We start from the raw sequence: 12,277 nt of genomic DNA on the forward strand, positions 1-12,277 counted from the left end.
CCCTCAAAGCGCGAGAGGCGGCAATGCTGCGCTCGCGGGAAGCTCTCGCGCGTACCAGCGCCGCAGCTCCGCCAGGTCGGGGTGGGAAAGGTCGCGTTCCAAATAGTGCGCGACACGCGGGATGTGAGCGAGATAGCCGAGCTTACCGTCGCGCTTGGCCAACCGCGAGAAGATGCCGAGGATCTTGCTGTTGCGTTGCGCGCCGAGCGTCGCGTAGAGCGAACGGAAATCGTCGCTCGAAAAATGCTGGTTTTGTGCGGCACGCGCGGAACAGTAGCGATCGAGCAGGGCGGCTTCAAGCGATTCCGGGACGTCAAGGCGGGCGTCCTGGAGCAGCGAGACTAGATCGTAGGCTTTCGGGCCGATCAGGGCATCCTGGAAGTCGAGAACGCCGACACGGCCGATACCGTCACGTTCGGCCAGCCACATCAGGTTCGGCGAGTGGAAGTCGCGTAAGGTCCAGCCGGTGTCGGCCTTCGCTGCCGCCGCAAGCAGCGGGCGCCAAAGCGCGAGGAACTCCTCGCGCTCGGCTTCTGGCGTGGGCTTGCCGTGCAGCGCTGGCCAGAACCAGTCGATCAGAAGCGACGCCTCGATCAGCATCGCCTCCTCGTCATAGGACTGAAGCTGGTAAGGCGCATGGCTGTCGATCGTCAGCAGCGTCGGCGGGGGTTCTTGCGCGAGCGTGAGCAAGACATCGACCGCGGCGCCATAAAGATCGGCCATCGCGCTGCCCGCCGCGATCTCTATGCCGAAAACGCGGTCACCCAGATCTTCAAGCAGAAGGAATCCCTGGTCGAGGTCGAAGGCGTAGACGGCAGGCGCCTCCACACCTTGATTGCGTAACTCGTGCGCGATGGCGACGAAGGGAGTCACGTCCTCCGCGAGATGCACGAGCGCACTATAGGGCTTGCCGTCTTTTATGGGCGGGCCGTCGGCCTGCCGTGGCGCATTCATGAGGATTGCAGTGCGATGTGGGAGATCAAATCGTGCATAGCTGCGCGTCGAGGCATCGCCTTGCAGATAATGCGCGACCGCGTCGGCGTAGGGCGTGCCCTCAATGAATTCACACAGCGCGCGCAGCCGCTCCAGCCGCTCCCGCCAGATGCCGCGACCCGTGAGGAAGAGGGACCGGCGATTGGGCTCGGCGGTCTCCTCCAGCGCGATGTCGAGGCGGTCGGCGGGGAGCCAGTCAGCCGCGCGCTCCGGCCATTCGACGATCAGCGCGCCTTCGCCGAGCGCATCGTCGAGACCAAGCTCTTCGATCTCGCCCGGCTGCAAACGATAAAGATCGCAATGAGCGAGCGGAAAGCGTGGCGTGTCGTATCTTTGGACCAGCGCGAAAGTCGGACTCGGCACTTCGCTGTCGCCGGAAATCCGCTCTATCAGGGAACGAGCCAGCGTAGTCTTACCCGCACCGAGCGGACCGCTTAGGGTGACGACATCGCCGCGCCGCAAAATCAGCGCAAGGCGGCTGGCGAAACGGTCGAGCTGGGTGAGGTCGAGACTGTCTAGGGTCCAGGATGCTGTCATCCGGCACGGCTTGTGAGATAGCGCCGCTCGGACTGTGCAGGCCGCTCAGCCTCGGGATCCCGCCGCAGCGGCAGAAGCACGCGGACCTTCGTTCCTTGCCCCGGTGCCGAGGATAGAGCGACCCTGCCGCCATGCAGCTCGACGAGGCTCTTCACGAGCGCGAGGCCAAGACCCGCGCCGCGATGGCGGGAGCCATGCGACCGGCTTTCGAAGCGCTCGAACACGGCGGTCTGATAGTCCTCAGGGATACCGATCCCCTCATCCTCGACGGTGAGGGCTACCATTTCGTCCTCTTGCTGACAGGAGAGCGTGAGCGTTCCGCCGGCCGGTGAGAAGCCGATCGCATTGGAAAGAAGGTTGCGCAGAATCTGCACGACGCGCGCGCCGTCGGCAACGAACGTATCGACACACGCATCAACGTCCTGCTTGAGCGAGAGCTTGTTGCGCTGGATCTGCTCCTGAACGCTGTCCACGGCTTTCTGCATCAGCTCGCGAATATTGACCGTGCCGAGATCGAGCGCGAAATAGCCGGCATCCATGGTGGCGAGGTCGAACGCGGCGTCGGTGATGGCGAGCAGCGACCAGCCCGAGGTTTTGATGCCGCTGACATACTCGGCCTGGCGGTCGGCGAGCGAGCCGAAATGCCCGCTTTCCAAGAGTTCCGCGAAACCGAGGATCGTGGTCAGCGGCGTGCGGAGCTCATAGGACACGTTGGACAGGATGTTGGCACGCAGCCGGTCGGTCTTCTCCAGCGCCTCATTGCGGTCGCGCAGCGCGCGCTCCATCCGCTTTGAGTCGGACACGTCGATATAGGTCAAGAGCGTGCCCCCGTCGGGCAGCGGCAACGCCGCGCTGGCAATGACGCTGCCGTCGGCGCGGTCATACTGGCTTTCGTAGGGGCGCCTTTCGGCGACGATGGCGGTGACTTGCGCCTTGGTGCGCTCCCATGCTTCGGCGTCATCGTAGAACACGCGACAACGATTGATGATGTCCTCGATATGCGGCTTGGCATCGAGCTCCTCCTGGCTCAGATGCCAGATGCTGGCAAAGGCGCGGTTGTAGAGGCGCAGGCGTCCATTTTGGGCAAACACCGCGATGCCTTCGCGCAACGTATCGAGCGTTTCCCGCTGCACCTCGATCAGGGCGTTGTAGCGGCTCTCGAGCGCGATGCGCTCGGTGATGTTCTCATAAAGATAGGTCACGCCGCCGCTGTCGTCGGCATCGGCAATGACATGGAGAGTACGGCCGTCGGGAAGGTGCCATTGATCTTCCACTTGCGCATTGTTGCCGTAAGCCGAAACCCATGCCCCCTTCCAGTCGCGATAATCGGCGCGCTCTTGCAGGCGCCGCGCGTGACGCAGCCTGTCGAGGATCTCGCCATCGCGTGGATGACTACCGAGCCATTCAGGGTCGAGCTGCCACAGATCAACATAGGCCTGGTTGAAATGGGTGAGCCGCTGTTGGGGGTCGAACACGGCAAAGGCCGTGGCGAGCCTGTCGAAACTGCGGAAGCGTCCGCCGAAGCTTGCATCCGGCTCGGCTGGATGGCGATCCCGGGGCGGCTGCGCGTCAAGCAGGCTGCGCAAGCTCGCGACTTGCGCCTCGAGCTCCTTGTGCTTCTCGGCGAGGCTCACGAATTCGAGCCGGCGTCCCGCAAGATCTCGCACCTTCAGCGCGATCTTGCCCCCGGCGGCACGGCCATCTATCTCCACATGTTTGTCGCGCTGCATCCGCAGCATCAAATTGAAAGCCTCGCCGCGCTCGGCGAGCGCCTGAAGCGCGTCATCGATCTCGGCGGCCGAGGGTTCGTCAAGCCAAGCCGGGAAGTCGAGGATCTGGTCGGGATCCGACGGCACGCCGAGAGACGCCGGCAGCGTGGCGACCAGCAACTCGGGCTCGCCGTTGTCGCCGAAGCTCATGAGCAGTTGCGGCTCGGCCGTCAGAACGGTCTCGAGCGTGCTCTCCGCATGGCGGTAGTGTTCCGCCTTCCTGTTCGCGGCCCTCTCCGCGGACTGGGCGCGCTTCGTCGCGCGCAGAAAGCCGATCGCGGTCCCCACGGCGAAAATGATGATGCCGAGATTGACCCCGAGCGCGAGCAGCGAGCGCGCATCGAAGCTGCCGCCATCCACGGCAGCTTCGGCAGGAAGCGCGAGCAGCGTCGCGGCACCGATTGCAACGAAGAGGCGGAACGGCACGGTTGCCCACCTTTGTAAAGGTGCAGCCTCACCCCCGCTGGTCCGCATGGTCCCCCTCGCTCCAACGTCGCCGCGCATCGCCTCGCCGCGCCGCTCTAACGCTGCCACAGACATAACGGGCCGGGATCGACCCTCGCGAGCCTCAAGGCGAATCAAGGGCTAGCTTAGCCGCATGCAGGACTCTTGCCCACACTAGGCAATGCCAATTCGGTTAACGGATCGTTTACCTTGAGCATCCGTCTCGACTAATAGCGGTAATGGTCGGGCTTGAAGGGGCCCTCCACAGGCACGCCGATATAGTCCGATTGCTCAGGCGTGAGCTGGGTCAGCTTGACGCCAACCTTCCTCAGGTGAAGCACCGCGACCTTTTCATCGAGAAGCTTGGGAAGCGTATAGACATTTTTCTCGTAAGCATGGGGATTGGTCCATAGCTCCATCTGCGCCAGCGTCTGGTTGGTGAAGGATGCGCTCATGACGAAGCTCGGATGTCCCATGGCATTGCCGAGATTCACGAGCCGGCCCTCCGACAGAAGAATGATGCGGTGCCCGTCGGGGAACTCGATCTCATCCACCTGCGGCTTGATGTTGTCCCATTTGCAATTGCGCAAGGCCGCCACCTGAATCTCGGAATCGAAATGCCCGATATTGCAGACGATGGCGCGGTCCTTCATCTCGCGCATATGCTCCAGCGTTATGACGTCCTTGTTGCCCGTCGCGGTAACGAAGATATCCGCGCGCGGCGCCGCATCTTCCATCGTCGTGACTTCGTATCCTTCCATCGCGGCCTGTAGCGCGCAGATGGGATCCACCTCGGAGACGAGCACGCGGCAGCCGGCGTTGCGCAAGCTTGCGGCCGACCCTTTGCCGACATCGCCGAAGCCGGCCACCATCGCCACCTTGCCCGCCATCATGACGTCGGTGCCGCGGCGGATACCGTCGACCAGGCTCTCGCGGCAGCCATAAAGATTATCGAATTTCGACTTGGTGACGCTGTCGTTGACGTTGATGGCCGGGAACAGCAGCGTGCCCTTCTTGTGCATTTCGTAAAGGCGATGCACGCCGGTCGTGGTCTCTTCCGTCACGCCGCGGATATTCTTACCGATCTCGGTGTACCAGCCCGGCTTCTCCTTGAGCCGCTTATTGATGGAGGCGAAGAGAACCTCTTCCTCTTCGTTGGTCGCCTTCTCGAGAGAGGCTGTGTCGCCCTTCTCGACGCGGACGCCGAGATGCACGAGAAGCGTGGCGTCGCCGCCGTCATCGAGAATCAGATTGGGCGTGCCGCCGTCCGCCCACTCGAAGATGCGGTGCGTGTAGTCCCAATATTCCTCGAGGCTCTCGCCCTTATAGGCAAAGACCGGAATGCCGGCGGCGGCGATTGCAGCGGCGGCATGGTCTTGCGTCGAATAAATGTTGCACGAGGCCCAGCGAATATCGGCGCCGAGCGCCTTCAGCGTCTCGATCAGGACCGCGGTCTGAATGGTCATGTGCAACGAGCCGGCGATACGCGCGCCCTTGAGCGGCTGCGCGGCGCCATATTCCTCGCGCACGGCCATGAGGCCGGGCATCTCGGTCTCGGCGATGGCGATTTCCTTGCGGCCCCAATCGGCGAGCGCGATATCTTTGACGTGATAATTCATGTGATCCTCTCGGCCTTCAAACTGATAAAGATATATACAAGTCCTTATACCTTCTCAAGGGTGCTGGCGAGGTTTGTCGCCTCGGCCGAGATTGCTCAACCTTCGGATTTCGTTTAATTTAAAAGGAAATGCTGACGAGCAGGCGCGAAAGGGCCAGCCTTCGCTACTCGTCCTCGCCGAACCTCGACTCGACCAGCGTGACAAGAGCTTCCAGCGCCGCGTTGGCCTCGGCTCCATCCACCTCGATCAGAATGCTGTGGCCCTGCCCGGCGGCAAGCATCATGAGGCCCATGATCGAGGTGCCGCCAACTGTGTGGCCTTCGCGTGTGACGCGAACCTTCGCGTCGAAGCGTGACGCGGTGCGCACGAACTGTGCCGAGGCGCGCGCGTGCAGACCTTTTTTGTTTGGAATGACGACCTTGGCGAACCAGACGCCAGTGTCGGTGATGCCCCTGCGGGGTTTCGAGCGGGTTGCTGAATCCTCGGCCATGGCGCTGCCCGCTTTCAATGCGCCTGGAGGATGTGGCTCGCGACGCTGATATATTTGCGTCCCGCTTCTTGCGCCTGCGTGATGGCTTCTTCCAGCGCGCACTCGCCGCGAACGCTGGCGAGCTTGACCAGCATCGGCAGATTGACGCCGGCGATCACCTCCACATTCGCTCGCTCCATCGCCGAGATCGCGAGATTGGACGGCGTCCCACCGAACATATCGGTGAGTACGACCACGCCCTTGCCGGTGTCGACCCGCGCAAGTGCGGACAGCATGTCGTTGCGCCTGACGTCCAGATCGTCGTTGGGACCGATGGAGATCGTCTCGATCTGCTCCTGCGGTCCGACGACATGTTCGAGTGCAGCACGGAACTCGTGTGCAAGCTTGCCGTGGGTGACGATGACAACGCCGATCATTTTTTACCTAACTCGAGTTCCGGGCGCCCGAAGGCCGCTATCTTTGGCCGCGTGAGGGAAGCCGCGCAAGTCCGATCCGTGTCAAAAGTTCGGCCCGGCTCAAATCGGTGCATTCTTGGCCGCAGACAACAACGCCAGCTTGAGTTTCAGGGGCGCCGAAGCCTCGAACGGCATCAGGGTGAGACAGGGCAGTGATACTCCTGCCATCTCCGTACACGCCAACGGCTCCGGCGGAAGTCGCGGAACGCCATCGCGGTCCGCGAGATCGCAAACGAGCATCAGCCTCGCCTCGCTGCGATGCGCCACATTCATGATCCCAACGCCTCGAACCTCGATTTTTCCTGCCAGGGTCTCCGGCGCGAAGGCCACAAGGTTACCGCTTCCGTTTTTTTGTACCCAGACCTGATCGTCGGCGATCAACGCGGGCAGATCATGTCCGTCGCCGCCAAGCGCGATAAAGCGCAGCGCGAGATCGGATTTGCCTGCACCGGACTCTCCGCGCAGGAGCACGGCGCGGGCCCCGAAGGCGACGCAGGTGCCGTAAACAAGCTCTCGCCCTTCACTCAAGCAAGCCTCTTCGATTTCAAACGTCAGGCTGCCGGCAAGCGGATCACGAATCGGGCGCCGGTTTTGCGGTCCCCGCTTCCGCTCCTCTCCGCAAACGTTCGATTCTCAGCCCAGATGCGTCCGCCGTGCGCGGCAATGATCTGGCGTGAAATGTTGAGGCCGAGCCCTGAATTCTGTCCGAAGCTCTCTTGCGGCCGGTCCGTGTAGAAACGCTCGAAGATGCGCTCGAGGTTTTCTTGCGGGATCCCCGGCCCTTCGTCGTCGATCGCGATCTGAATGTTGGCGCCCTCGCGCTTCGCCGCGACGGACACGCGGCCGCCCGGCGGCGAGAAGGAGATAGCGTTCTCGAGCAGGTTGACGACCACCTGGCTCAAGCGGCTTTCATGCCCGGTAACGCGATAAGGGTGCCCGCCGGGCGCGTAAGCGACCTCGATCAGCACCTCCGGCGTGTCGTCGCGATGGATGTCGTTGAAGAGCGAAACCGTGCCGCGCAGGAGATCCGCCATGTCGACCGGTCTCGCGTCTTCGCGCGCAAGCTCGGCGTCGAGGCGCGAGGCGTCGGAAATATCGCTGATGAGACGGTCGAGACGCCTGACATCGTGCTGGATGATTTCCAGCAGCCGCTCTTTCGCTTCATCGGTCTTCGCGAGTGGCATCGTTTCCGTCGCGCTGCGTAGAGAGGTGAGGGGATTCTTGAGTTCATGCGCGACGTCGGCGGCGAAACTCTCGATGGCGTCGATCCGGCGATAGAGTGCCTGCGTCATGTCGCGGAGCGCGCCCGACAGATGGCCGATCTCATCCATGCGATCGGTAAAGTCCGGAATCTCGGCGCGCGCCTTGACGCTGTGGCGCACGTTCTCGGCGGCGGCGGCGAGACGCTGCATCGGACCCGCGATGGTGTTGGCGAGGATCATCGACAGAACCACGGTCACGGCTGCGGCAAAAAGCGAGACGCGCATAATGCCCCAACGCTCTGCCGCGACGATATTGTCGATGTCGCCGCCGCGTGTGGAGAGCAGCAGCACGCCGAGCACCGCGCGCATACGCTGGATCGGCACGGCGACGGAGACCATGAGTTCGCCCTTGTCGTTTACCCTGACGATCGGAACCGAGGTTCCGGTCAGGGCAGATGCGACCTCGGGATAGGCTTTGCCGTTCTCTCCGCCGATCTCGTTATAGGTCGGCAGGTCGTATTGACGGAGCCTTATCTTCACCGCCTGCCAGAAGGATGTCAGCGCATCGGTTTCCTCGACATCCGGCGGCGGCAGGTCGTAGCGAAGCACCTGTCCCCGGGAAAAGAACGTGTCGGAATCGAGAATGAGCGCGCCGTCGCGATTATAGATGCGGGCACGGCTTCCGGTTGGCTTCACCAGCCGGCGCAGGATCGGTGCCGCACGCTCCGGATCGATGGTGAATTCCAGCGAGCCGCCGAAGGCGTCGTCCTCGCCACCCGCTCCCGCTTCAAGCTCGAGCAGCTTTTCAGGGTCGAGCGGGACCTGATCCATGTCGAGGGCCGCGGAGGCGGCAAGCGCTCCGGCGATGATCTCGCCCTGGGTGAGCAGGCTTTGCACCTTCGCGTCGATCAGGCCGGCGCGAAACTGGTTAAGATAGAGAATGCCCGAGACAAGGATCGCGAGCCCGATCAGGTTGAGCACGACAATGCGCCGCGTCAGACTGGAGAATCCCTGGCGGAACGGGAGATAGGAACGCAGCTTGCGCAACGCTCGACGCGAACGTGGAAGGCCGACGCGCCAGATGCGTCGGACCCGCTCCCGAAAGGTCCCGGCTTCGACCCCGTGCCAGGACCTGTCCGCTTCCGCGGTCATGGCGTTCCGATCCGCTACTCTTTGAACCTGTAGCCCACACCGTACAGCGTCTCGATCACGTCGAAGCTCGTATCCACGGCTTTGAACTTCTTACGCAGACGCTTGATGTGGCTGTCAATGGTACGGTCGTCGACATAAACTTGATCGTCATAGGCCGCGTCCATCAGGGCATCGCGGCTCTTCACCACCCCGGGCCGGGCCGCGAGCGACTGTAGGATGAGGAATTCGGTAACGGTAAGGGTGACGGGCCGGTTGTCCCAGACGCAGGTATGACGCTCCGGGTCCATCTTGAGCTTGCCGCGCTCGAGCACCTTTGACTTGTCCTCGACCACGGCGGTCGTGTCGCGGGGCTGGGCCCGGCGCAGCACGGCCTTCACGCGCTCGACCAGGAGGCGCTGCGGGAAGGGTTTGCGAATGAAATCATCGGCGCCCATTTTGAGGCCGAACAGCTCGTCGATCTCCTCATCCTTGGAGGTGAGGAAGATCACCGGCAGCTCGCTCCGCTGCCGTAGCCGGCGCAGGAGCTCCATGCCGTCCATGCGCGGCATCTTGATGTCGAGAATGGCAAGGTCCGGGGGATTTTCGGCCAGGCCATCGAGCGCACTTGCGCCGTCGTTGTAAGTTTGCGTCTTATAGCCCTCGGCCTCGAGCACCATGCGCAAGGAGGTGAGGATGTTCCGATCGTCGTCTACAAGTGCAATTGTTGGCATTGGGGGCCCCTTGCAGCGATTAAGTGATTGAGGGGTGAGGCTGCGGTGAATTGTGGCAGCTTCAGGGCAAGCGCGCCACCCATCCTAAGGGGCATGGAACAATTATCGTCATGGCGCAAGTAAATAAGGCAGCAGAAAAACCTTCAAAATTCGAGATTGCGGCCAATGCACGCAGCCTCATGCGGCGTGCGTTGAAAGGGTCGCTTGCCACCGTCGACGCAGCGAGCGGTTATCCTTATGCCTCGTTAATCACGCTCGCCACCGACCCCGAAGGCGCGCCGGTGTTTCTGATCTCGACGCTTGCACGGCACACCGCCAATCTCCTCAAGGACACCCGCGCGTCAATCCTGGTCGACGCCACCGGCGCTCTCGCCGACCCATTGCAGGGCGCCCGCGTCACGATCTCCGGCCGCGCCGAGAAGGCCGCCGAGGATGGGGCGCGCCGCCGCTTCCTCGCGCGCCACCCAGAGGCTGATTTTTATGCGGATTTCCCGGATTTCTCGTTCTGGCGGCTCAAGGTTGAGGGTGCGCACTATATCGGTGGCTTCGGCCGGATCTTCGATCTCGACCCCGAGGATCTGCTGGTGCCGATCGCGGCTGCGGCGGTTCTGGTGGAAGGCGAGTCCGACATCGTCGGCCATATGAACGAAGACCACGCCGACGCCATTTCGCTTTATGCCACGGCGCTAGCGGGTGGCGCGCCCGGCGCGTGGCGCATGACGGGCATCGACCCCGAGGGCTGCGATATCGTGCTCGACGGCGAAACAAGCCGTATCCTGTTCGCAAAGTCGGTGACCTCCCCCGGCGAGGCACGGAATGAGCTCGTGCGTCTGGCGAACGAGGCGCGGGCGCGTTTGGCTTAGGTCGGGCGCCAGAGAGGGCAGCGCGCGCCTTGAAAGCCTCGCGCGTTCAGTGCTAGGTGAAGCGCGGCCTTTCGCAACTAAAATCCATCCATTTTCGCCGGGGATCATACCGCATGAGCGTTCAGTCGAAGATTGCGCCCGCTGGGGCCGAGACGAGCAATCCAAAAGTGCTGGCCTTCGTGGAAGAGGCAAAGACGCTCTTCAAGCCTGACGCCGTGCGCTGGTGCGACGGCTCGAAGGAAGAATATCAGGACATGCTGAAGGCGCTGGTCGACGGGGGCACGGCGATCCGGCTCAACCCCGACAAGCGCCCGAATTCGATTCTGGTCCGCTCCGATCCCAAGGACGTCGCCCGCGTCGAGGACCAGACCTATATCTGCTCCACAAACAAGGACGACGCTGGCCCGACCAATAACTGGTTCGACCCCGCCGCGATGAAAGAGACGCTCGCGAAGCTGTTCGACGGCGCCATGCAGGGGCGCAGGATGTATGTAGTGCCCTATTCCATGGGCCCGGTCGGCTCTCCCATCGCCGGCATCGGCGTCATGGTGACGGACTCAGCCTACGCCGTCGCCAACATGCACATCATGACCCGCGTCGGCGATAAGGTGCTGAAGGCCCTCGGCGACAGCGAGGATTTCGTGCGCGGCATGCATACGGTCGGCGCGCCGCTCAAGACGCAGGCGCAGGCCGACGTTCCGTGGCCTTGCAACGAAACGAAATACATCTCGCACTTTCCCGAGACGCGAGAGATCTGGTCCTACGGTTCGGGTTATGGCGGTAACGCGCTGCTCGGCAAGAAATGTCACGCGCTTCGCATCGCGTCCGTAAAGGCCCGCGACGAGGGCTGGATGGCGGAGCACATGCTCATCCTGAAGCTCACCAGCCCGGAAGGCGAGGTGAAATTTATCGCCGCCGCCTTCCCGTCCGCGTGCGGCAAGACCAATCTCGCCATGCTGAACCCGACCATCGAGGGTTGGAAGGCCGAGACTATCGGCGACGATATCTGCTGGATGAAGTTCGGCGAGGATGGACGGCTTTGCGCCATCAATCCCGAGACCGGCTTTTTCGGCGTCGCGCCTGGAACGTCAAACCACTCTAACTACAATGCGATGCAGACCCTTACCGAGAACTGTATCTACTCCAACGTCGCCCTCACCGATGACGGCGACGTGTGGTGGGAGCAGATGACGGACGAGCCGCCGGCGCACACGGTCGACTGGCTGCGCCGCTCCTGGACGCCGAGCGCCGGACGCCCGGCCGCGCATCCCAATTCCCGGTTCACCGCGCCGGCCGCGCAGTGCCCGGTGATCGCGCCGGAATGGGAAGACCCCAAGGGCGTGCCGATCGACGCCATCCTCTTCGGCGGCCGCCGCGCGAGCGTCGTGCCGCTCGTCACCGAGGCCACGGACTGGAAGCAGGGCACTTTTCTCGGCTCCATCATGGCCTCGGAGAAGACGGCTGCGGCATCCGGTGTGCAAGGCGACATTCGCCGCGACCCGATGGCCATGCTGCCCTTCTGCGGCTACCACATGGGCGACTATTTCGCGCATTGGCTGAAGATGGGCGAGAAGGGCGGCGCCAAGATGCCGAAAATCTTCTACGTGAACTGGTTCCGGAAGAGCCCGGAAGGCAAGTTCCTGTGGCCGGGCTATGCCGAGAACAGCCGCGTCTTGAAATGGATCTTCGAGCGCTGCGACGACAATGCCGAAGCCGTCGACACGCCGATCGGCAAGGTGCCGGCGGAAGGCGCGCTCGACGTCAAGGGCCTCGACATGCCGGCCGGCAGCCTCAAGGATCTGACCAGGGTCGATACCGCAGGCTGGAAGGAAGAGCTGCCGCTGATCCGCGAGCATTTCGCGACCTTTGGCGACAAGCTTCCCAAGGGCCTGATGGAGGAGCTGGAAGCCCTCGAAAAGCGCCTCGCCTAGCGCCGACGTCTTTGCGTGAATACCGGCGCCTGCCAAGTTTCCGTCATACCGGCGAAAGCCGGTATCCAGCAGCCAAGTCTGTGGTTCTCATCTGGATTCGGGCTTTCGCCGG

At 62.8% G+C, this 12,277-nt stretch carries 10 protein-coding genes; 2 read left to right on the top strand and 8 right to left on the bottom strand.

The features are described from left to right. Positions 1–3: 3 nt before the first annotated feature. The 8 genes from tsaE to ACR2J1_RS11400 all read right to left on the bottom strand — a co-directional run bounded on the left by tsaE (position 4) and on the right by ACR2J1_RS11400 (position 9,371). Positions 4–1,530: a tRNA (adenosine(37)-N6)-threonylcarbamoyltransferase complex ATPase subunit type 1 TsaE gene (tsaE, locus tag ACR2J1_RS11365; protein WP_434019437.1), complete on the bottom strand. Its 1,527-nt coding sequence runs from the start codon at positions 1,528–1,530 to the stop codon at positions 4–6. Beyond that, entirely contained in the window at positions 1,527–3,725 is a 2,199-nt protein-coding gene (locus ACR2J1_RS11370) for an ATP-binding protein (RefSeq protein WP_434019438.1), read from the bottom strand. The genes tsaE and ACR2J1_RS11370 overlap by 4 nt, the downstream gene beginning before the upstream one ends. Before the next feature lie 245 nt (positions 3,726–3,970). After that, complete coding sequence (gene ahcY, locus ACR2J1_RS11375; protein ID WP_434019439.1) at positions 3,971–5,362, bottom strand: adenosylhomocysteinase; 1,392 nt, start codon at positions 5,360–5,362, stop codon at positions 3,971–3,973. Between the two features lie 163 nt (positions 5,363–5,525). Beyond that, positions 5,526–5,852, bottom strand: coding sequence for an HPr family phosphocarrier protein (locus ACR2J1_RS11380; protein WP_434019440.1), 327 nt, complete (start codon positions 5,850–5,852; stop codon positions 5,526–5,528). A 14-nt stretch (positions 5,853–5,866) separates the two neighbouring features. Continuing rightward, on the bottom strand, positions 5,867–6,268 hold the full coding sequence (locus ACR2J1_RS11385; RefSeq protein WP_434019441.1) for a PTS sugar transporter subunit IIA: 402 nt from the start codon (positions 6,266–6,268) through the stop codon (positions 5,867–5,869). Between the two features lie 99 nt (positions 6,269–6,367). Next, positions 6,368–6,835, bottom strand: a complete 468-nt coding sequence (locus tag ACR2J1_RS11390; protein WP_434019442.1) for an HPr kinase/phosphorylase — start codon at positions 6,833–6,835, stop codon at positions 6,368–6,370. A gap of 23 nt (positions 6,836–6,858) precedes the next feature. Further along, the gene (locus tag ACR2J1_RS11395) at positions 6,859–8,661 is read right to left on the bottom strand and encodes a stimulus-sensing domain-containing protein (protein ID WP_434019443.1); all 1,803 of its coding nucleotides are present in this window, start codon (positions 8,659–8,661) and stop codon (positions 6,859–6,861) included. Between the two features lie 14 nt (positions 8,662–8,675). After that, positions 8,676–9,371: a response regulator transcription factor gene (locus ACR2J1_RS11400; protein WP_434019444.1), complete on the bottom strand. Its 696-nt coding sequence runs from the start codon at positions 9,369–9,371 to the stop codon at positions 8,676–8,678. Between the two features lie 110 nt (positions 9,372–9,481). Between ACR2J1_RS11400 and ACR2J1_RS11405 the strand changes: the two genes are divergently transcribed. After that, complete coding sequence (locus ACR2J1_RS11405) at positions 9,482–10,234, top strand: HugZ family protein (protein ID WP_434019445.1); 753 nt, start codon at positions 9,482–9,484, stop codon at positions 10,232–10,234. A 113-nt stretch (positions 10,235–10,347) separates the two neighbouring features. Then, positions 10,348–12,165, top strand: a complete 1,818-nt coding sequence (locus ACR2J1_RS11410) for a phosphoenolpyruvate carboxykinase (GTP) (protein ID WP_434019446.1) — start codon at positions 10,348–10,350, stop codon at positions 12,163–12,165. Positions 12,166–12,277: the final 112 nt, after the last annotated feature.

This window comes from Methyloceanibacter sp., from assembly GCF_050999895.1.
GTDB lineage: Bacteria > Pseudomonadota > Alphaproteobacteria > Rhizobiales > Methyloligellaceae > Methyloceanibacter.

What these genes read in the sequence shown, in the direction of transcription:
- ahcY (WP_434019439.1), bottom strand. Translation starts at nt 5,362, where the DNA reads ATGAATTATCACGTCAAAGATATCGCGCTCGCCGATTGGGGCCGCAAG.
- ACR2J1_RS11385 (WP_434019441.1), bottom strand. Translation starts at nt 6,268, where the DNA reads ATGATCGGCGTTGTCATCGTCACCCACGGCAAGCTTGCACACGAGTTC.
- ACR2J1_RS11405 (WP_434019445.1), top strand. Translation starts at nt 9,482, where the DNA reads ATGGCGCAAGTAAATAAGGCAGCAGAAAAACCTTCAAAATTCGAGATT.
- ACR2J1_RS11395 (WP_434019443.1), bottom strand. Translation starts at nt 8,661, where the DNA reads ATGACCGCGGAAGCGGACAGGTCCTGGCACGGGGTCGAAGCCGGGACC.
- tsaE (WP_434019437.1), bottom strand. Translation starts at nt 1,530, where the DNA reads ATGACAGCATCCTGGACCCTAGACAGTCTCGACCTCACCCAGCTCGAC.
- ACR2J1_RS11410 (WP_434019446.1), top strand. Translation starts at nt 10,348, where the DNA reads ATGAGCGTTCAGTCGAAGATTGCGCCCGCTGGGGCCGAGACGAGCAAT.
- ACR2J1_RS11380 (WP_434019440.1), bottom strand. Translation starts at nt 5,852, where the DNA reads ATGGCCGAGGATTCAGCAACCCGCTCGAAACCCCGCAGGGGCATCACC.
- ACR2J1_RS11400 (WP_434019444.1), bottom strand. Translation starts at nt 9,371, where the DNA reads ATGCCAACAATTGCACTTGTAGACGACGATCGGAACATCCTCACCTCC.